Source organism: Zoogloea sp., assembly GCF_041908905.1.
Classification (GTDB): Bacteria; Pseudomonadota; Gammaproteobacteria; order Burkholderiales; family Rhodocyclaceae; genus Zoogloea.
Genome location: NZ_JAYREK010000023.1, coordinates 1 through 19,435 on the forward strand (window position 1 = coordinate 1; position 19,435 = coordinate 19,435).

Annotated in this window: 15 protein-coding genes; 11 read left to right on the top strand and 4 right to left on the bottom strand. The window is 69.2% G+C overall.

Annotated elements, in window-relative coordinates:
• Positions 1 to 128 precede the first annotated feature (128 nt).
• Together ACE3OU_RS12675 and ACE3OU_RS12680 are read right to left on the bottom strand one after the other, a co-directional pair.
• On the bottom strand, positions 129 to 902 hold the full coding sequence (locus ACE3OU_RS12675; RefSeq protein ID WP_374241919.1) for a glucose 1-dehydrogenase: 774 nt from the start codon (positions 900 to 902) through the stop codon (positions 129 to 131).
• Between the two features lie 74 nt (positions 903 to 976).
• A complete protein-coding gene (locus ACE3OU_RS12680; RefSeq protein ID WP_374241920.1) occupies positions 977 to 1,972 on the bottom strand; it encodes a flavin reductase in 996 nt (331 codons plus the stop codon).
• Positions 1,973 to 2,241: 269 nt separating this feature from the next.
• On the opposite strand from ACE3OU_RS12680, the gene ACE3OU_RS12685 reads away from it, so the two are divergent.
• From ACE3OU_RS12685 to ACE3OU_RS12695, 3 genes are read left to right on the top strand one after another with little or no spacing between them, the layout of a single operon-like run.
• On the top strand, positions 2,242 to 3,666 hold the full coding sequence (locus ACE3OU_RS12685; protein ID WP_374241921.1) for an aldehyde dehydrogenase family protein: 1,425 nt from the start codon (positions 2,242 to 2,244) through the stop codon (positions 3,664 to 3,666).
• Positions 3,663 to 4,787: an acyl-CoA dehydrogenase family protein gene (locus ACE3OU_RS12690; protein ID WP_374241922.1), complete on the top strand. Its 1,125-nt coding sequence runs from the start codon at positions 3,663 to 3,665 to the stop codon at positions 4,785 to 4,787. Before ACE3OU_RS12685 ends, ACE3OU_RS12690 begins: the two co-directional genes overlap by 4 nt.
• On the top strand, positions 4,784 to 5,941 hold the full coding sequence (locus tag ACE3OU_RS12695) for an acyl-CoA dehydrogenase family protein (RefSeq protein ID WP_374241923.1): 1,158 nt from the start codon (positions 4,784 to 4,786) through the stop codon (positions 5,939 to 5,941). Before ACE3OU_RS12690 ends, ACE3OU_RS12695 begins: the two co-directional genes overlap by 4 nt.
• Positions 5,942 to 5,988: 47 nt before the next feature.
• On the opposite strand, the gene ACE3OU_RS12700 is transcribed toward ACE3OU_RS12695, so the two are convergent.
• Complete coding sequence (locus ACE3OU_RS12700) at positions 5,989 to 7,476, bottom strand: FAD-dependent oxidoreductase (RefSeq protein WP_374241924.1); 1,488 nt, start codon at positions 7,474 to 7,476, stop codon at positions 5,989 to 5,991.
• Positions 7,477 to 7,689: 213 nt separating this feature from the next.
• Here ACE3OU_RS12700 and ACE3OU_RS12705 point away from each other — a divergent pair, with 213 nt between their 5' ends.
• Genes ACE3OU_RS12705 through ACE3OU_RS12720 form a run of 4 tightly spaced genes read left to right on the top strand, consistent with a single transcriptional unit; the run spans position 7,690 to position 13,051 of the window.
• A complete protein-coding gene (locus tag ACE3OU_RS12705; RefSeq protein ID WP_374241925.1) occupies positions 7,690 to 9,399 on the top strand; it encodes an FAD-dependent oxidoreductase in 1,710 nt (569 codons plus the stop codon).
• 33 nt (positions 9,400 to 9,432) lie between these two features.
• Positions 9,433 to 10,194: a glucose 1-dehydrogenase gene (locus tag ACE3OU_RS12710; RefSeq protein ID WP_374241926.1), complete on the top strand. Its 762-nt coding sequence runs from the start codon at positions 9,433 to 9,435 to the stop codon at positions 10,192 to 10,194.
• A 2-nt stretch (positions 10,195 to 10,196) separates the two neighbouring features.
• Positions 10,197 to 11,792, top strand: a complete 1,596-nt coding sequence (locus ACE3OU_RS12715) for a FadD3 family acyl-CoA ligase (protein WP_374241927.1) — start codon at positions 10,197 to 10,199, stop codon at positions 11,790 to 11,792.
• A 32-nt stretch (positions 11,793 to 11,824) separates the two neighbouring features.
• Positions 11,825 to 13,051, top strand: coding sequence for an NADH:flavin oxidoreductase (locus ACE3OU_RS12720; protein ID WP_374241928.1), 1,227 nt, complete (start codon positions 11,825 to 11,827; stop codon positions 13,049 to 13,051).
• Between the two features lie 55 nt (positions 13,052 to 13,106).
• On the opposite strand, the gene ACE3OU_RS12725 is transcribed toward ACE3OU_RS12720, so the two are convergent.
• Positions 13,107 to 14,717, bottom strand: a complete 1,611-nt coding sequence (locus ACE3OU_RS12725; protein WP_374241929.1) for an SDR family NAD(P)-dependent oxidoreductase — start codon at positions 14,715 to 14,717, stop codon at positions 13,107 to 13,109.
• A 220-nt stretch (positions 14,718 to 14,937) separates the two neighbouring features.
• Between ACE3OU_RS12725 and ACE3OU_RS12730 the strand changes: the two genes are divergently transcribed.
• Genes ACE3OU_RS12730 through ACE3OU_RS12745 form a run of 4 tightly spaced genes read left to right on the top strand, consistent with a single transcriptional unit; the run spans position 14,938 to position 19,415 of the window.
• The gene (locus ACE3OU_RS12730; protein ID WP_374241930.1) at positions 14,938 to 17,262 is read left to right on the top strand and encodes an N-6 DNA methylase; all 2,325 of its coding nucleotides are present in this window, start codon (positions 14,938 to 14,940) and stop codon (positions 17,260 to 17,262) included.
• A gap of 47 nt (positions 17,263 to 17,309) precedes the next feature.
• Positions 17,310 to 17,633 (top strand): type II toxin-antitoxin system RelE/ParE family toxin, encoded by a 324-nt coding sequence (locus ACE3OU_RS12735; RefSeq protein WP_374241931.1) that lies wholly within the window; start codon positions 17,310 to 17,312, stop codon positions 17,631 to 17,633.
• The gene (locus tag ACE3OU_RS12740) at positions 17,630 to 17,959 is read left to right on the top strand and encodes an addiction module antidote protein (protein WP_374241932.1); all 330 of its coding nucleotides are present in this window, start codon (positions 17,630 to 17,632) and stop codon (positions 17,957 to 17,959) included. The genes ACE3OU_RS12735 and ACE3OU_RS12740 overlap by 4 nt, the downstream gene beginning before the upstream one ends.
• A complete protein-coding gene (locus ACE3OU_RS12745) occupies positions 17,952 to 19,415 on the top strand; it encodes a restriction endonuclease subunit S (RefSeq protein WP_374241933.1) in 1,464 nt (487 codons plus the stop codon). The genes ACE3OU_RS12740 and ACE3OU_RS12745 overlap by 8 nt, the downstream gene beginning before the upstream one ends.
• Positions 19,416 to 19,435 lie beyond the last annotated feature (20 nt).

Consider the following 19,435-nt stretch of genomic DNA (forward strand, 5'->3'; position numbering starts at 1 on the left):
GGGGGGGGGGGGGGCGCCCCGGGGGGGGTGGTGGCGGCGCCCCCCCTCCCCGGGCGGGGGGGGGGGGGCCCCCCCCCCCGCGCCGGGGTGTCGGTCGGGTGCCGGCGTGGCGCCGGCCCGGTTGGGGTTCAGCCCGGCCAGACGCTGGATTCTGCGCCCCCGTCCACCTCGAGGATCTTGCCGGTGACCCAGCCGGAGGCGGGGGTGGCCAGGTAGAGGGCGGCGGCGGCGATATCCTCGGTTTCACCGAGGCGCTGCAGGGGGGTGTTGCGGACCATGCCCTCGCGCATGTCGGCGGGCAGGGCCCGGTCGAGGGCGGCGGTGAGGATGGGGCCCGGCGCGATGCCATTGACCCGCACCTGGGGCGCGAAGTCCTGGGCCAGCAGGCGGGTGAGCTGGGTCAGGGCGGCCTTGGCGGCGCCGTAGGCGCTGAAGTGGCGCTGGGCGTAGCGGGCGGCGCCCGAGGTGATGTTGATGATGTTGCCGCCACCGGCCTCGCGCATCGCGGGCACGCACAGCTGGGTCAGCGCGTAGGCGCTGCCCACGTTGAAGCGCAGGATCTCGTCGAAGCGCTGGGGCGACAGCTTGAGCGGGTCGTTGGGGCCGGCGCCGCCGGCGTTATTGACCAGGTGGGTGAGGCGCCCGAACCCGGAGAGGGTGGCGCTCACCGCGGCCGCCAGTTGTGCGGGGTCGTTCACGTCGCAGGCCACCGCCAGGGCCCGGCGCCCCAGGGCGCGGATTTCCCCGGCCACGGCTTCCACGTCGGCCAGGGTGCGGGCGGCGCAGACCACGTCGGCGCCGGCCTCGGCGTAGGCCAGGGCGATGGCCCGGCCGATGCCGCGGCCGGCGCCGGTGACCAGGGCCACCTGGTTGTTGAGGGTGAAGCGATCGATCAGGGGCATGGGCGAGTCCTGTGCATCAAGGTTGAAGAGGGGATCGAACGGCGTCGGACGGGATCCGATGGGCGGGAACGGGCTCAGGCCACGGCCGCCGGTGCGGCGGCGGGTGCCCACAGGTCGGGCAGGCCGGGGTCGGTGCTGGCGATCAGGCGTTTGAGCAGCAGCTTGAGGGCCATCACGTCGCCGACGCCCAGCGCATCCACCAGGTCTTCCTCCACCGCCTTGGCGTGTGCGATCTGGCGCAGGGAGGCTTCGCGGCCGTCGGCGGTCAGCACGAAACGCAGCGCCTCGCCGTCCGGTTCGCGGGCGATGTAGCGCTGGGCCTCGAGGGCGGCCAGCTGGGGGGCGGTCACCGTGAAGCCGGTGTAGCCGATGATCCCGTTGAGCTCGTCGAGGGTCAGCCGGTCGCGCACGCTCAGCGTGGACAGGATGAAGAACGCCGGCTCGTCGAGGGCGTGGCTCGCCAGCAGCCGGCGCAGGGCGAACAGCATCTGGTAGTGGGAGCGGCCCAGCAGGTAGCCCAGCAGATCCTCGGTGTAGCTGCACTCCGGGGGCGGCGTGGCCCCCAGGCGGACCTCCTGCCGCGGCTTGCGGGCGGCGATGGCGTACTGGCCGGCCTGGTAGACCAGGGGCGGTTCGTCGCTGCGGTCGTAGGCCAGCACTTCGCCGACGAAGATCACGTGATCGCCGCCGTCGTAGCGGAAGGCCGTGCGGCACTGGAAGCGGGCGGTGCAGCCGGGGATCAGCGGCGCATGGCTGATGCCGAGGTCCAGCGCCAGCCCGGCGAACTTGTCGGCGCCCTGGGAGGCGAAGCGGCCCGACAGGGGCTCCTGGCTGGCGGCCAGCACATGCACGTTCCAGTGCGTGCCTTCCTCGAAGGCCGGCAGGCTCTTGGCGGTCTTGGCCAGGCTCCACAGCACCAGCGGCGGGTTGAGGGACACCGAGTTGAAGCTGTTGGCGGTGATCCCGACGGGCGCGTCGTCGGCGGCGCGGGTGGTGATGATCGTGACCCCGGTCGTGAAGGTGCCGAGGGCAGCCCGGAAGGCCTGAGGATCAAAGCTGGCTTGGGTCATGTCATGCCTCGCTGGGGCGGTGAGTCATGGCCAGAGTATCGATAGCGCATCCGGCGCGGGCATCGTCCCAACGGACTAGCGGCGGGCGGGGGCGGGCCTCATCCAATCGGACGATGGAGCGCCTTGCGCCGCTTGTTAAGTTGCGGGCCAACAGGCACGGGTCCGTTCGCCCGCACTCCCGGCGGGCGGACGCAACGCCGGCCCCGCCACCGGGCGGCGCAGGCCCCATCATTCCCATACCCCAACCCGATCGAGGTGATCCGGAGACCATGAGCACACACGACCACACTCCCGAAGCCCTGGCCGCCTTGCTGGCGGCCCAGAAACAGGCCTTCACCGCCGCGGGTGCCGTTGATGCGGCCACCCGCCGCCGCCGCATCCAGACGGCCATCGACCTGCTCGTCAAGCATCACAAGCCGCTCGTCGCGGCCATGGACGAGGATTTCGGGGGGCGCCATCCGGGCTTCTCGCTGATGAACGACGTGCTGGGCTCGCTGGCCTCCCTCAAGCACGCGCGGGACCACTTCGAGCCGTGGATGGCCGCCGAGAAGCGCCAGCCCTTCATGCCCTACGACCAGTTTGGGGCCGAGGCCTGGGTGCAGTACCAGCCCAAGGGCTCGGTGGGCATCATCGGCACCTGGAACGCGCCGCTGTTCACGCTTTTCGCGCCCCTGGCCTACGCCCTGGCGGCCGGCAACCGGGCCATCCTCAAGCCCTCCGAGATCGTGCCGCGCACGGCCCGGGTGGTGGCCGAGGCGGTCGCCGAAATGTTCGACCCGCTCGACGTGGCGGCCGTCACCGGCGGGCCCGAGATGGGGGCGGCGGTCAGCGCCCAGCCCTTCGACCACCTGGTGTTCACCGGCAGCACCGAGGTCGGCAAGGCCATCATGCGCAACGCCTCCGCCAACCTGGTGCCGGTGACACTGGAGCTGGGCGGCAAGTCGCCGACCATCGTCGGGCGCAGCGCCGACCTGGCCACCGCCGCCTTCCGCATCGCCGCCGCCAAGGCCGCCAACGCCGGCCAGCTGTGCGTCAATCCGGACGTGGTTTACGTGGCCCGCGAGCAGCTCGAGGGCTTCGTGGCGGCCCTCAAGGACGCCTTCGCCAGCTTCTTCCCCACGGTGGCGGGCAACGCCGACCTGACCGCGGTGGTCAATGAGCGCCACCTGGCCCGCGTCGAGGGCTACCTGGCCGACGCCGTCGCCCGCGGCGCCCGCGTCGAGTCCAGCCCCGCCGAGCCGGTGGCCGGCCGGCGCTGCCCGCTGCGGATCGTCATCGACCCGCCGGCCGGGGCGCGCATCATGGAAGAGGAGATCTTCGGCCCGGCGGTGGTGGTGCAGGGCTACGACGAGGTCGGCGAGGCCATCGCCCACATCAACGGCCGCCCGCGTCCGCTGGCCCTGTACTACTTCGGCGAGGACGCCGCCGAGCAGCAGCGGGTGCTGGACCACACCCTCTCCGGCGGGGTCACCATCAACGAAGCCATGTTCCACGCCGCGATGCACGACGCGCCCTTCGGCGGGGTCGGCGCCTCCGGCATGGGCCATTACCACGGGCGCGAGGGCTTCATCGAGTTCAGCCACGTGCGCACCGTGTTCAAGGCGCCCGCCTACGACCCGCGCCGCGAGTGGGGGATGCTGCCGCCCTATGGCGAGCACTTCCTGGCGGCGATGGAAGCGCAGGTCACCCCGTGAGCGCGATCCTGACCGAGGAGCAGCGCGCGCTCCAGGAGACCGCAGCCGCCTATCTGGCCGAGCATGCCAACGCCCGCGACGGCCGCGACGGCGACCCGGCCCTCTGGCAGGGCATCGCCCAGCTCGGCTGGACCGCCGTCATCGTGCCGGAGCCCTTCGGCGGCCTCGGGCTGGGCCTTGCCGAGGCGGCCGTGCTGCTGGAGGAGAGCGGCCGCCAGCTCACGCGCTCGCCGCTGTTCTCCGGCGTGGCGCTGACCCACCCGCTGCTGGTGCGCTGCGCCAGCGAGGCGGCGGCCGGGCGCCTGCTGCCGGCGCTGGCGGAGGGGCGTTGTATCGCCACGGTGATCGCCGGCCCGGGCCTGTCGCCGTTCGTCACGCCCGCCGGGCTGGAGATCCACGCCCGCCGCGACGGTGACGGCTGGGTGCTCGACGGCAGCGCCCCGCAGGTGCTGGACGGCGACACCGCCGACACGGCCTTCGTGGTGGCACGCCTCGACGAGGGCGGCATGGGCCTCTTCGAGGTGCCGGCCGGGCTCGCCGGCGTCACCCGCAGCCCGCTGGCGGCGTGGGACCTGAGCCGTCCCCAGGCCCGCTGGCAGCTGGCGGGGGTGCGCCTGGGCGCCGAGGCGCGGCTCGATGCGCCCGGCGCGCTGGCCGACGGGCTGGCCGCCGCGCTGGCCTCCACGGCCCTGCTGCTGGCCGCCGAGCAGGTGGGCGGGGCGGCGCGCTGCATCGAGCTGACGGTGGCCTACACCAGGGAACGCCAGCAGTTCGGCCGCCCGGTGGCCGCCTTCCAGGCCGTCAAGCACCGCTGCGCCGAGATGATGGTGAAGCTCGAAGGGGCCCGCTCGGCCCTCGGCGGCGCCCTCGCGGCCGGTGGCGGCCTGCAGGGGGCGCTGGCCCTGGACGAAATCGCCGTGGCCCGGGTGCAGGCCGCCGAGGCCTATCGCTTCTGTGCGGCGGAGGCGATCCAGCTCCACGGCGGGGTCGGCTTCACCTGGGAATACGACCCTCAACTTCATTTCAAGCGCGCCCAGTGGGGCAGCCAGTGGTTCGGCACCCCCGACGCCTGGCGTGACGCGGTGGCCGACAGCCTGCTCGGCCGGAGGAATAGCGCATGAGTACGACGGAAGAAATGGCCTTTCGGGCCGAAGTGGCCGACTGGATGGCCCGCCACCTGACCGGCCGCTTTGAAGTGCTGCGCCACCGGGGTGGCCCCGGTGACGAAACCGCCCACTCCGAGCTGCGCCGGGAGTGGGAGCAGGTGATGGCCTCGGGGGGCTGGATCGGCCTGGGCTGGCCCCGCGCCCACGGTGGCCGCGAACTGCCGGTGTCGCTGCAGGTGGCCTTTCACGAGGAGTACGCCCGCGCCGGCGGCCCCGGCCGGATGGGCCACATCGGCGAGACGCTGATGGCCCCCACCCTGATCGACTTCGGCACCCCCGAGCAGCAGGCGCGCTTCCTGCCCGGCATCCGCGAGGGCAAGGTGTTCTGGTGCCAGGGCTATTCCGAGCCCGGCGCCGGCTCCGACCTGGCGGCCATCCGCACCCGCTGCTGGCTGGAGGATGGCAAGTGGCACCTGCAGGGCCAGAAGGTGTGGACCTCCCTGGCCCACGAGTCCGAATGGATCTTCGTCATCGCCCGCAGCACGCCGGGCAGCGTGGGGCGGGAGGGGCTGAGTTTCCTGCTGGTGCCGCTGGACCAGCCCGGCGTGGAGATCCGCCCGATCCGCCAGATGACCGGCGAGGCCGAGTTCAACGAGGTGTTCTTCGACGGCGCCTGCACCGCCGCCGACTGCATCGTCGGCGCGCCCGGCGACGGCTGGAAGGTGGCCATGGCGCTGCTCGGCTACGAGCGGGGCCTGTCCACCCTGGGCCAGCAGATGCACTTCAGTCACGAGCTGGAGTTGCTGGTGGACGCGGCCCGGGCGGGCGGCGCCGACCAGGACCCGGCCATCCGCCGTCGCATCGCCGACGCCTGGATCGGCCTGCGGACCCTGCGCGCCAACGCCCTGCGCATCTTCGCCCGGGGCGAGGCGGCGGTGGGGCCGGAGGCGCTGGTGTACAAGTATGCCTGGTCCAACTGGCACCGCCGGCTGGGCGAGCTGGCGATGGACGTGATGGGCACGGCCGGCGACCTCCAGGCCGAGGAAGACCCGCTGCGCCGCCTGCAGCAGGTGTTCTTCTTCTCCCGCGCCGACACCATCTACGCCGGCACCAACGAGATCCAGCTCAACATCATCGCCGAGCGCGGCCTCGGCATGCCCAGGGGCTGACCGAGCCCCGGTGCCGGCCCGGTTCGGGCTGGCACCCGCCACGGCCGTCAGGCGTCCGCCGCCGCCTTGCCGGCCATGCGGCCGAAGAAGGTCGAATCCCCCAGCGACAGGCCGGAGCTGTAGCCCTCGCCCCAGCGCGGCAGGCCGCAGGCGCTGCGGCCCGCGGCGTACAGCCCGCGGATCGGCTGGCCGTCGGCATCCAGCACCTCGCCGCTCGGGCGGGTGGCGAGGCCGCCGAGGGTGAAGGCGTGGGCCTCCAGGTCGGTGCGGCAGTAGCTGATCGCCGCAAAGGGCGCCTTGGTGAGCGGGCGCAGCCAGTCGGGGGCCTTGTGGAAGAAGGGGTCGCGGCCGGCGGCGGCCTGTTCGTTGAAGGTGCTCACGGTGTGCACCAGGCTGCCGGCCGGCAACCCCAGCTCCGCCTCCACCTCGTCCCAGGTTTCGCCCACCGCCGCCACGGTGACGTCGGGCTTGATCACCGGGCGGCCGAAGATCTCGTCATCCACCAGCAGCCAGGCCTTGCCCTCGGGTTGGCGCAGCACGTAGTGGGCGACCCGGCCGTGGTAGGCGTCCTCGTTGATGAAGCGCTCGCCGCGCCCGTTGATGAAGATGCCCTTGACCAGCGAGGCCGGCGGAAAGAAGGGCACGGTGGCGAAGAACTGGTCCATGTGGATGGCCGCGCCGCCCACCGCCATGCCCATCCGGATGCCCGAGCCGTCGTCGTTGCCGCCGGACACCTCCTTGTTGCAGGCCAGCGCGCCGGGGGTGAAGCGGGCCAGCATCTCCTTGTTGAGGATGAAGCCGCCGGCGCACAGGATGACGCCCTTGTGGGCCCGGATGAACTTCTCGGCGCCATCCATGCGCGCCACCACGCCGACCACCGCGTGCGTGCGGTCGAGGATCAGGGTGAGGGCGCGGCTGTCGGTGTGCACCTCGGCCCCCAGCTCGGCGGCCTTCGCGCACAGCTTCTCCATCAGCACCTTGCCGCCGCCCCAGCCCACGAACTGGGCGGTGTGGCCGCGGGGCGCCGGGCGGGCCTTGTCGCGGAAGGGCCAGGCCTGCTCGCTGCCGGACCACAGCAGGGTGTCGTCGGTGGTGGGCTCGATCCACTTGCCGGGGAGGTAGCTGCCCTTGAAGGGTACGCCCTGGTCCTGCAGCCAGCGGAAATGCGCTTCCGCGCCGTGGGCGTAGGCATCCACCCGCTCGCCGTCGGCGCCGGGGCCGCCGGCCATCATCAGGTAGGCGGCCAGATCCTCGGTGCTGTCCTCGAAGCCGTGGGCCCGCTGCACGCTGGTGCCGCCGCTGCCGCCCACATACACCTCGCCGCCGGACCACGAGGCGCTGCCGCCGCCGGCCGAGGCCACCTCCAGCACCCGCACCCGGGCACCGGCCCGGCGGGCCTCGATGGCGGCGCAGGCGCCCGCGGCGCCAAAGCCGACGACGACGACATCGGTCTCCAGGTCCCACTGGGGGACATCCTCGATGGGGCAGGGGCGGGCGGGGCTGAAACGGCGGGGCTGGGGCTGTTGTTGGGGCATGGAGCTCTCCGGCGATGAAGCGGTTGAAGGGGTATCGGGGTGACGGAGGTCACCCGCCCGCGATGGTGGCCCGCGGCCCGCCCGCCGGCATCGGCCGATTGAACTAAACCGGGCCGTTCATTCATGGCCGGATTGAGCTAGTCCGCTTTGACGATGGCCGCGCCGGGCGCCCGCGGGAACATCGGGGCCGATACCCACTTCAGCGAGGCCAGCGTGAGCGCACAAGATCAGTCCCAGACCGCCTTCGACGTCATCGTCGTCGGCTCCGGCGCCGGTGCCATGACGGCGGCGATTACCGCCGCCGACCAGGGGCTTTCGGTGCTGGTGGTGGAAAAGAGCGACAAGTTCGGGGGCACCTCGGCCATCTCCGGCGGCGGAATCTGGATCCCCAACAACCATTACTTCAAGCGCATGGGTGGGCAGGACAGCCACGACAAGGCCCTCACCTACCTGCGCGCGGCCACCAACGGCCGGGTGGACGAGAGCCGCCTGCTGGCCTACCTGGAACATGCCCCCAGGATGATCCAGTACCTGGAGACCAAGTCCCGGGTGCGCTACGCGGTGGCCCACAAATACCCGGATTACTACCAGCACCTGCCCGGCGCGCTGCCCGGCGGGCGCAGCCTGGACCCGGAGCTCTTCGACACCAGCCTGCTCGGTGACGAGCTGAAGAACCTGCGCACCCCGTCCCCCTCCACCCTGCTGATGGGCCGCATCGCCTGGACTGCCCGCGATGCCCACAAGGCCATGGCCAAGGAGCGCGGCTGGCGCTTCAAGATCATGGGCCTGATGCTGCGCTACCAGCTGGATCTGCGCTGGCGCCGCAAGACCCGCATGGACCGCCGCGCCGGGCTGGGCAGCGCGCTGGTGTGTTCCCTGCGCCGCTCGCTGATGGACCGCAACGTGCCCCTGTGGCTGAAGACCGATTTCCAGGAGCTGGTGCTGGAGGGCGGCCGGGTGCGCGGCATCGTGGTGGAGCAGGGCGGCCAGCGCCGCACGCTCACCGCCCGCAAGGGCGTGATCTTCGGCGCCGGCGGTTTCGAGCAGAACCAGCAGCTGCGCGAGAAATACCTGCCTGACCCGACCCGCTCCAGCTGGAGCGCCACCCCGCCCGGCTGCAATACCGGCGCGGCGCTGCTGGCCGGCCAGGCCGCCGGCGCCGCCACCGACCTGCTGGAGTGGTGCTGGTGGGCGCCCACCATCGCCGTGCCGAAGGAAGAAAAACCCCGCGGCGTCTTTGCCGAGCGGGCCTTCCCGGGCGCCATCGTGGTCAACGGCCTGGGCCGGCGCTTTATCAACGAAGCGGCGCCCTACCTCGAGTTCGTGGACGCCATGTACAAGGACAACGCCGCCACCGGCGGCCGTTCGATCCCGGCCTGGGTGATCTTCGACGCCCACTTCCGCTTCAACTACGCGATGGGCCCCCTGATGCCCGGCCAGGTGATGCCCGACAGCCGCCTGCGCAAGGAGTGGCTCAACACCGTGTACTGGAAGGCCGACACCCTGGACGCCCTCGCCGGCCAGATCGGCGTGGATGCGGCGGGCCTTGCCGCCACCGTGCAGAAGATGAACGACTACGCCCGCAGCGGCATCGACAAGGACTTCGCCCGCGGCGGCAACCCCTTCGACCGCTACTACGGCGACGTGAACGTGAAGCCCAACCCCTGCCTGGCCCCCATCGGCAAGGGCCCGTTCTACGCCATGCGCCTGGACGCCGGCGACATCGGCACCAAGGGCGGGCTGCTCACCAACGCCCAGGCCCAGGTGATCCGCCCGGACGGCAGCCCCATTCCCGGCCTCTACGCCATCGGCAACACCTCGGCCTCGGTGATGGGCACCGCCTACCCCGGCGCCGGCGGCACCCTCGGGCCGGCCATGACCTTCGGCTACATCGCCGCCCACCACATCGCCGGGGCCGCCTGAGCCCTCCCACGACAGGAATCCAAGGAGACACACATGGCAGGACGTGTACAAGACAAGGTGGCCCTGGTCACCGGCGGGGCGAGCGGCCTCGGCCGGGCCACGGCCGAGCTGCTGGCCCGCGAAGGGGCCCGCGTCATCATCACCGACATCGCCGAGGAGGCCGGCCGGGCGCTGGCCGCCGAACTCGGTGACAGCGCGCTGTTCCTGCGCCAGGACGCGGCCTCCGAGGCCGACTGGAAGCGGGTGTCCGCCGAGGTGCAGACCCGCTTCGGGCGCCTGGACATCCTGGTGAACAACGCCGGCATCCTCATCAAGGGCTCCATCGAGGAGGCCAGCCTGGACGACTGGCAGCGCCTGATGCGCATCAACGCCGACAGCGTCTTCCTGGGCTGCCGGGAGGGCGTCGCCCTGATGAAGGCGGGCGGCGGCGGCTCCATCGTCAACATGTCGTCCATCGCCGGTCTGGCGGGCAAGGACGACTACGCCGCCTATTGCGGCTCGAAGGGGGCCATCGCCGCCCTCAGCCGGGCGGTGGCGGCCCACTGCCGGCGCCAGAAATACCGCATCCGCTGCAACTCGGTGCACCCGGACGGCGTGCTCACCCCGATGAGCGCCGCGGCCTACCCGCCGGGGCTCGATCCGGCCCGCTTCACCATCGACGTGGACCCGATGTTCCGCGCCTGCCTGCCCGCCGACGTGGCGGCCGCCGTGCTGTTCCTGGCCTCCGACGAAGCCCGCGCCATCAACGGCATGGAGCTGCGGGTGGATAGCGGCCAGTTCGTGATGAGCGTCTGACCATGAACGACGCCACGATCCCCGCCGTCGCCTCCACCATCCCGGCCCTGCTGTTTTCCGCGGCCCGCCACCACGCCGCCCGCGCGGCCCTCGAGGAGCCGGGCCGCCGCATCAGCTACGCCGAGCTGCCCGACCAGGCCCTGGCGGTCAGCCGGGCGCTGCTCGCCCACGGCATCCAGCCCGGCGACAAGGTGGCCATCTGGGCCCCCAACTGCATCGACTGGGTGCTGGCCGCCCTCGGCATCCACTGCGCCGGCGCGGTGATGGTGCCCATCAACACCCGCATGAAGGGCGCCGAGGCGGCCGACATCCTGGCCCGCAGCCATGCCCGCCTGCTGTTCTGCGTCGGCACCTTCCTGGGCACCGACTACCCGGCCCTGCTGGCGCCGGTGCGCCCGGCCTGCGTCGAAAAGATCGTGCTGCTGGGGGACGGCGGCAGCACCGCGCCCTGCTGCCAGCCCTGGGCGGACTTCCTGGCCGGCGGTTCCGCGGTCAGCCTGGCCCAGGCCCGCGCCCGGGCCGAGGCCGTGCGCCCGGACGACATCGCCGACCTGATGTTCACCTCCGGCACCACCGGCAAGCCCAAGGGCGTGATGAGCGCCCACGCCCCCACCCTGCGGGCCTTTGCCGAATACGTGCGGATCATCGGGCTGCAGGCGGGCGACCGCTACCTGGTGGTCAATCCCTTCTTCCACAGCTTCGGCTACAAGGCCGGCTGGATCACCTGCCTGATCGCCGGCGCCAGCATCCTGCCCCACCCGGTGTTCGACGCCGAGGCCGTCTTCCAGCGCATCGAGGCCGACCGCATCACCGCGCTGCCCGGCCCGCCCACCCTCTACCTGTCGATGCTGGCCCACCCCCGGCTGGCCGAGGCCGACCTGTCGTCCCTGCGCATCGCGGTGACCGGCGCCTCGACCATCCCGCCGATCCTCATCGAGCGGATGCGCCGCGAGCTGGGCATCCGGGTGGTGACCACCGCCTACGGCCTCACCGAGTGCGGCGGCCTGGCCACCCTCTGCGACCCGGACGACGACGCGGCCACCATCGCCGGCACCAGCGGCAAGGCCATCCCCGGCACCGAGGTGTGCATCATGGACCCGACGGGCCAGCCGCTGCCGCCCGGCGAGCCCGGCGAGATCTGCCTGCGCGGCTTCCACGTGATGAAGGGCTACTTCGAGAACCCGGAGGCCACCGCCGAGACCATCGACGGCGACGGCTGGCTGCACACCGGCGACATCGGCACCCTCGACGCGCGGGGCTACCTGCGCATCACCGACCGGCTGAAGGACATGTTCATCGTGGGCGGCTTCAACTGCTACCCGGCCGAGATCGAGGCCGCCCTCACCACCCACCCGGCGATTGCCCAGGTGGCGGTGGTGGGCGTGCCCGACGAGCGGATGGGCGAGGTGGGCTGCGCCTGCGTGGTGCGCCGCCCCGGCGCGGCGCTGGACGAGGACGGCCTGATCGCCTGGAGCCGGGCCAACATGGCCAACTACAAGGTGCCCCGCTACGTGCGCTTCTTCGACGCCCTGCCGGTGAATGCCTCCAACAAGGTGGCCAAGAACGAACTGCGGGCCCTGGTCAGCCAGGCCGCCTGACCCGCGCCGAACCTTTTCTTGGCCCAACGCCCATGACCGACACCGACAAGCTCTTCCAGCCCCTCACCCTTGGCCCGCTCACCCTGCGCAACCGCTTCATCCGCGCCGGCGCCAACGAGGGCATGGTCTATCAGGACGCGCCCAGCAAGGCGCTGCTGCACCACCACCGGGCCATGGCGGCCGGCGGGGTGGGGCTCACCACGGTGGCCTACGGCGCGGTCAGCGACGTGGGGCGCACCCTCCAGGCCCAGGTCTGGCTGCGCCCCGGGATCCTGCCCGAGCTGAAGGCCCTGGCCGACGCGGTGCATGCCGAGGGCGGCGCCATTTCGTACCAGATCACTCACGGCGGCTCCTTCATCACCTCGCGCCGCGTCAAGGGCGCCACGATGAGCGCGATGAACGGCTTCAACAAGGCCGGCTTCCTGCGCGGCAACCTGTTCCACCGGGCAATGAACCGGGCCGACATGGAGCAGGTCACCGAGCAGTTCGTGAGCGCCGCCCGGGTGTGCCGGGACGCCGGCTTCGACGCGGTGGAGATCCACATGGGCCACGGCTACCTGCTCAACCAGTTCATCTCGCCCCTCTCCAACCGGCGCAAGGACGAATTCGGCGGCAGCGCCCTCAACCGGGTGCGCTTTCCGGCCCAGGTGCTGGCGCGGGTCAAGGCGGCGGTGGGCGACCGGATGGCGGTGATCGCCAAGATCAACGTCGCCGACGGGGTGCCGGGCGGCGCCACGGTGGAGGACGGCATCGTCACCGCCCAGGCCCTCGAGGCCGCCGGCGCCGACCTGCTGGTGCTCTCGGGGGGCCGCAACATCGAATCCGGCTGGTTCATGTTCGGCAGCAACTTCGACATGGCCGAGATGCAGAAGGTGCTGCGCGGCAACTGGCTCACCGGCCTGATGCTCAAGGCCTCGCAGCTCGGCGTGCCCAAGGTGAGCTTCCGCGAGATGTACTTTCTGGAGCATTCCCGCCGCATCCGGCAGGCCGTCAGGGTGCCGCTGGGCTACCTGGGGGGCGTCTCCAGCCTCGACAACGCCGCCCAGGCGATGGCCGAGGGGTTCGACGCGGTGGTGATGGCCCGCCCGCTGATCCACGACCCCAACCTGGTCAACCGCTTCCGCCGCGGCGAGACCACCCGCTCCGGGTGCACCCACTGCAACCGCTGCGTGCCCTACATCTACCACCCGGCCGGCACCTGGTGCGTGATGAACCCGCCCAACGACAAGGCCCTCAACCGCCAGCCGGCCTCGGCCTGAAAGCTGCCTGAAACCACCCGGGCGGCTCCGTTGCAGAGCCGCCCGTTGGCGCTGGTCAGGCGGTGAGCGCGCCGCCGTTGAGGGCGTAAACCTGGCCGGTCACCCACTCCGCCTCCCGCGAGGCCAGATAGGCCACGCCGGCGCCCACGTCGGCCGGCGAGCCGGCGCGGGGCACGAAGGCGCTCTTGCAGGCCACCGCATCCGAGCCCTCCCAGTTGTTCATCGTGCCCAGGGACAGCGCATTCACGGTGATGCCCTTGCGGCCGGTCTCCGCCGCCAGCTGGCGCACGAAGCCCACCACCCCGGCCTTCGAGGCGGCATAGGCGGCAATCCCCATCGGCACCCCGGCCCGCCACGACTCCGAGGTGATCGCCACGATGCGGCCCCAGCCCTTCTCGAGCATGCCCGGCAGCACCGCGTGGCAGCCGTTCATCAGGCCGTACATGTTGAGCTTGACGAAGCGCTCCCAGTCCTCGGGGGTGGATTCCAGAAAGCGCGCGTAGCCCATGCCGGTGGTCGGCACCCCGGCGTTGGAGACGTAGATGTCGATGACGCCGGCCTCGTCCTTCACCCGGGCCACCATGGCCTGGACGGCCGCGTAGTCGGTCACGTTGGCCGGGGCGGCCAGCGCCTTCAGGCCCTGCGCGCGGATCTCGGCGGCGGCCGCCTCGGCCCGCTCCGGGTAGAAGTCATTGACCGCCACGGTGGCGCCCAGGCGGGCCAGGGTCTCGGCCACGCCACGGCCCATGCCACGGCCGGCGCCGGTCACCAGGGCCACGCAGCCGTCCAGATGGAAGAGGGGTTGGGACATTGTTTTTCCTCGTTGTGATTGGGCCCCGTTTCGCGGGGCGCCGGGTTCAGCGCCCCTCGAAACGGGGGGGCGTTTTTCGATGAAAGCCTGCATGCCTTCCTTCTGGTCGCGGGACGCGAAGAGCAGGGCGTTGGCCTTGCGCTCCAGGGCCAGCGCGGTTTCGAGGGGGGCGTCCATGCCGGCCAGGATCACCTCCTTGATCTGCTCGGCGGCCAGCGGCGGCATCGCGGCGATGGTGCGGGCCATCTCCAGCGCGGTGCCCATCACCTCCCCATCGGGCACCACCTCGCTGACCAGCCCGGCCACCCAGGCTTCCTGTGCGGTGATCGGCCGCCCGGTGAGGGCCATGCGCATCGCCTTGGCCTTGCCCACCGCCCGCACCAGGCGCTGGGTGCCGCCGATGCCGGGCATGATGCCGATGCGGATCTCCGGCTGGCAGAAGCGCGCGCCCTCGCCGGCGATCAGGATGTCGGCCAGCATCGCCAGCTCGCAGCCGCCGCCATAGGCATAGCCGCAGATCGCGGCGATCACCGGCTTGGGGCAGTGCTGGATCGGCGCCCACACCCGCTCGGTGTGGCGCTGGTGGATCTCGATCGGGCCGACGCCGGCCATGCTGTGAATGTCGCCCCCCGCCGCGAACACCTTGTCGCCGCCGGTGAGCACGATGCAGCGCACCGACGGGTCGGCGCCCAGCTCGGCGAACAGCCGCGACAGCAGGGCCTGCAGCTCCAGGCTCAGGGCATTGGTGGCCTCCGGCCGGTGCAGGCGGACCACGGCAATGCCGTCTTCCGGGCGTTCCAGCAGGGCCGGCGGCACCGCGCCGACAGATTCGGGGGAAGGGGAGACTGCGGACATGCACATTCCTCGCAACGGACGCCCGGAGCCCGGGCAGGCTGGAATGGATTATTCGGGCGGAGCGGGGGCGGGCTCATCGTCCGTCCGGACGACGAGGGCGGGCCACTGCACAGGGCTTGGCGGCTATCGTCCCGTGGCGCTGATCTGCTACCGTTCGGCTCCCCCCGAGTCATCCCGCCCGCCAGACGGAGCCGGCCGGAACCCGAACATCGCCACCACCATGACCCAAGAAACCAATAACCTCGCCGCCGACATCTGGTCCCTCGCCGATCTGCTCCGGGGCGACTTCAAGCAGAGCCAGTACGGCCGCATCATCCTGCCCTTCACCCTCCTGCGCCGGCTCGAGTGCGTGTTCGCCGGGAGCAAGGAGGCCGTGCTCCGGCAGCTGCCGGTGGTCGAGCAGATGAAGCTGCCGGAGGAGGCGCAGGAGAAGATGCTACTGCGCGCCACCCAAGGCCTCAGCTTCTTCAACACCTCGCCAATGGATCTGGGCACCCTGGGCGAAGCGGGCATCAAGGCCAACCTGGAGCGCTACATCCAGTGCTTCTCGAAGGACGCCCGCGAGATCTTCGATCACTTCAAGTTTGCCGAATTCATCGGCCTCCTGGGCGACGCCAACCTGCTCTACAAGGTCGTGCAGAAGGTCCGCAGCATGGACATCAGCCCCCAGGCGGTTTCCAACTATGAGATGGGCCTGGTCTTCGAGGAACTGATCCGCCGCTTTGCCGAAAGCTCCAACGAAACCGCCGGCGAGCACTTCACCCCGCGCGACATCGTGCGCCTCACCACCTCGCTGGTGTTCATGGAAGACGACGAGGCGCTCACCAAGCCCGGCATCATCCGCAGCATTTACGACCCCACCGCCGGCACCGGCGGCTTCCTGTCGGCTGGCATGGAATACGTGCACGAGCTCAACCCGCAAGCCCGGCTGCTGGCCTACGGCCAGGAACTCAACCCCGAGAGCTACGCCATCTGCAAGGCCGACATGCTGATCAAGGGGCAGGACGTCAGCCAGATCAAGCTCGGCAACACCCTCTCCAACGATCACCTCCATGCCAGCCGGTTCGACTACATGCTCTCCAATCCACCCTTCGGTGTGGACTGGAAGAAGATCGAAGGTGCCATCACCGACGAGCACACCCTCAAGGGCTACGACGGCCGCTTCGGCCCCGGCCTGCCGCGGGTGTCCGACGGCTCCCTGCTCTTCCTGCTGCACCTCATCAGCAAGCTGCGGGATGTGAAGGATGGCGGCTCGCGCATCGGCATCATCCTCAACGGCTCGCCCTTGTTCACCGGCGGCGCCGGCTCGGGCGAATCGGAGATCCGCCGCTACGTTCTGGAAGCCGATCTGCTCGAAGCCATCGTCGCGCTGCCCACCGATATGTTCTACAACACCGGCATCGCCACCTACGTATGGGTGCTGTCCAACAAGAAGACGGCCGAGCGCAAGGGCAAGGTGCAGCTCATCAACGGCACGAACCTCTGCGGCAAGACGCGCAAATCCCTGGGCAGCAAGCGCAACGTGATGGATGAAAGCGACATCGCCACCATCACCCGCTGCTTTGGCAACTTTGAAGTCGTCGACGCCCGGCCGCTCGACAGGCCCGCCGAGCCGAAAGGCAGCCGCGGCCGGCAAGCCGCCAATCCCAAGGCCGAGGCCCCCAAGACCTTCGCCAGCAAGATCTTTGCCGCGCACGACTTCGGCTACCGGCGCATCACCATCGAGCGCCCCCTGCGCCTCTCCTGGCAGTTCAGCGACGACCGCCTCGCCGCGCTGCGCTTTGCCCCCGGTGCGCTCAATGGCGCCATGCAGTGGATTTACCGCGAGTACGGCGCGGAGCACTGGAGCGATGCGCACGACTGCGAACACTACGGCCAGCTCGCCGCCTACACCGACGAAATTCGCGCCCATCTCAAGCGCCACTTTGCCGACCTCAAGGAGAAGCAGCTCAAGGACTTGCTCGACGCCGACACCTGGCTCAATCAAAAACGCATCCTCCTCAAGGCCCGGCAACTGCAGCAGGTGATCGGCGTGGCCCAATGCGACGACTTCAACACCTGGGACGACACCCTCAAGGCCGCCGGCAGCCAGGCCGGCGTCAGCCTCGACACCAAGGAGAAAAAGCAGCTCGCCGACGCCGTGAGCTGGAAGAACCCCGCCGCCGAAAAGGTCGTCAAGAAGCTGCACAAGGGCAAGCCGGCGCCGCTCTACGGCCTCTTTGCGGTGGGCAAGGACATTGTCGAATACCAGGCCGACAGCGACCTGCGCGACTTCGAGAACATCGCCCTCGACCCGGGCCGCCCGGTGAATGAGGTCAATGAAGCCTACTTCATCAAGGAAGTGCAGCCCCACGTGCCGGATGCCTGGATCGACGCCGGCAAGCGCGACGCCCAGGACGGCGAGATCGGCATCGTCGGCTACGAGATCCCCTTCAACCGCCACTTCTACCAATACCAGCCGCCGCGCCCGCTCGAAGAGATCGACGCCGACCTGGACGCGGTGAGCGCCGAGATCATGGCCCTGCTGAGGGAGGTGCATTCGTGAGCCCCGTGCCCTTATTTTTCAGTAGCTTTTAAGCTACACTCAAGCGCATGATTGAACTGTTCCGCTACCAACGCGATGACGGACGTGAGCCTTTCACCGAGTGGTTGAACGGCCTGCGCGACAAGCTCGCACAAGCGCGCATCCGCATTCGCTTGCGGCAAGTGCAGGCCGGAAACTTTGGCGACTGCGAGCCGGTGGGGGAAGGTGTGATCGAGTTGCGGGTACATGTGGGCGCTGGCTACCGCGTGTATTGCGGTCGGCATGGAAAAACCGTCGTGCTTTTGCTGTGTGGTGGCGACAAAGGAAGCCAGACGGCCGACATCAAGCGCGCAAAGGAACTGTGGTCTGAATGGAAACGGAGGCAGGAATGAGCACGATCAAAGGCGCGGTATCTCACCATGAGGCCGAGCTGGCCGAACTGCGGGCCGACCGTGAACTGGCCGTCGCATACCTGAAAGCGGCGATGGAGTCGCTTGACGACCCCGATGACCGTGCCGCCGGGCTGCTGGCCTTGCGCACGGTGGCCGAAGCCTACGGTGGTCTGGGGGCGGTTGCGGCCGAAGCCGGTATCAGCCGGGAATCGCTCTATCGCGCCCTGTCCCCCAAAGGCAACCCGACCCTGAAGACCCTGCTGGCCGTTTTGAAGACGGTCGGCCTTCGTCTGTCGGTCGAGCCCGAGAAACACGCCCATGCGTGAGCGGCAAGAGAAAGTCGCGCGGCGGGTGCGAGAGGCGTCGCTCAGTACCAGACCAGTTGCCGGACAGGAAGCTGCTGCAGGCGAAACTGCACGCGTTCTGTCTGGCGAACGTGGGCGAGGGGGGAGGGGAATGAGTCGGTATAAGGCTTATCCGGAGTACCGGGCTTCGGGGGTGGAGTGGATCGGTGACATTCCGGATTCTTGGCAAGTAACGCCGCTGTTTTCTGTGGCTACCACCGGCATCCAAAAAAACGATAGTGGTTCTGAAGGTAATGTGCTCTCGCTCAGTTACGGAAGAATCATTCGTAGAGACGTTGAGGACAATCACGGGCTTTTGCCAAAGTCCTTTAATACCTATCAGATTGTCGATTCGGGAGACATTATTCTTCGACTGACTGATTTGCAGAATGACAAACGAAGTCTGCGGGTTGGTATGTCGAACGAGAAGGGGGTTATTACTTCTGCCTATCTGAAACTGACATCAAAGGCTCGGTTTCTTGATCGCTATCTTTATCGCTTGCTCCACTCCTATGATACGACCAAAGTTTTCTATGGCATGGGGGGTGGTTTGAGGCAGTCAATGAAATTCGATGAAATGCGTCGTTTGCAAATGCTGTGTCCGTCGCTGGACGAACAGAAACGAATCGCCGATTTCCTCGACCACGAAACCGCGAAGATCGACGCGCTGATCGAGAGGCAGCAGCGGCTGATCGAACTGCTCAAGGAAAAGCGCCAGGCGGTCATCAGCCATGCCGTGACCAAAGGCCTCGACCCCAACGCCCCGCTGAAGGATTCCGGGGTGGAGTGGGCGGACACAGTTCCAGTGCACTGGCGCGTATCAAAGCTGAGCTACCACGCGAGCGTTTCTAACGGCGCTACACCGAGCCGCGACAACTTGTTGTTCTGGGAGAACGGGACTATCGGTTGGCTCAACAGCTCAAAAGTAAATGATGAGGTAATTGAAGATGCTGATCAGTTCATTACGGAGTTGGCCTTTTTAAAGACAAGCGTAAAGCCGGTTGAAAAAGGCGACCTTGTAATGGCGATAACCGGAGAAGGGCAGACTCGGGGTAGGGTAGCCATTTGCAACATCAGCGCAACAATTAACCAGCATCTGGCGGCAATTTCAATCTACGACAGTCGGCTAAATTACCAGTTCCTGTGTCTGTGGCTTGAAGGAAACTACGAGCGAATTCGGTACGAATCTGAAGGGGCGGGTTCTACAAAAGGAGCAATAACCTGTTCCGAGATTGGCGCGTTTCCGGTGATCGTTCCTCCAGCTGAAGAACAAGACGCAATCATTGATTACGTCAACAAGCGGAAGCGCGAATTTGACCGTTTGGTCCACAAAGCAATTTCTGCAATTGAGCTCATGCAAGAACGCCGCACCGCCCTGATTTCCGCCGCCGTCACCGGCAAGATCGACGTCCGCGACTGGCAGCCCGCCGCTGCCTGATCTTCCTTCCCCCCGCCAGC

Excerpts from the sequence above, each read along its gene's own strand:
- ACE3OU_RS12700 (WP_374241924.1), bottom strand. The coding sequence starts at position 7,476 with ATGCCCCAACAACAGCCCCAGCCCCGCCGTTTCAGCCCCGCCCGCCCC.
- ACE3OU_RS12710 (WP_374241926.1), top strand. The coding sequence starts at position 9,433 with ATGGCAGGACGTGTACAAGACAAGGTGGCCCTGGTCACCGGCGGGGCG.
- ACE3OU_RS12740 (WP_374241932.1), top strand. The coding sequence starts at position 17,630 with ATGAGCACGATCAAAGGCGCGGTATCTCACCATGAGGCCGAGCTGGCC.
- ACE3OU_RS12745 (WP_374241933.1), top strand. The coding sequence starts at position 17,952 with ATGCGTGAGCGGCAAGAGAAAGTCGCGCGGCGGGTGCGAGAGGCGTCG.
- ACE3OU_RS12730 (WP_374241930.1), top strand. The coding sequence starts at position 14,938 with ATGACCCAAGAAACCAATAACCTCGCCGCCGACATCTGGTCCCTCGCC.
- ACE3OU_RS12715 (WP_374241927.1), top strand. The coding sequence starts at position 10,197 with ATGAACGACGCCACGATCCCCGCCGTCGCCTCCACCATCCCGGCCCTG.
- ACE3OU_RS12695 (WP_374241923.1), top strand. The coding sequence starts at position 4,784 with ATGAGTACGACGGAAGAAATGGCCTTTCGGGCCGAAGTGGCCGACTGG.
- ACE3OU_RS12735 (WP_374241931.1), top strand. The coding sequence starts at position 17,310 with ATGATTGAACTGTTCCGCTACCAACGCGATGACGGACGTGAGCCTTTC.
- ACE3OU_RS12720 (WP_374241928.1), top strand. The coding sequence starts at position 11,825 with ATGACCGACACCGACAAGCTCTTCCAGCCCCTCACCCTTGGCCCGCTC.
- ACE3OU_RS12680 (WP_374241920.1), bottom strand. The coding sequence starts at position 1,972 with ATGACCCAAGCCAGCTTTGATCCTCAGGCCTTCCGGGCTGCCCTCGGC.
- ACE3OU_RS12675 (WP_374241919.1), bottom strand. The coding sequence starts at position 902 with ATGCCCCTGATCGATCGCTTCACCCTCAACAACCAGGTGGCCCTGGTC.
- ACE3OU_RS12725 (WP_374241929.1), bottom strand. The coding sequence starts at position 14,717 with ATGTCCGCAGTCTCCCCTTCCCCCGAATCTGTCGGCGCGGTGCCGCCG.
- ACE3OU_RS12685 (WP_374241921.1), top strand. The coding sequence starts at position 2,242 with ATGAGCACACACGACCACACTCCCGAAGCCCTGGCCGCCTTGCTGGCG.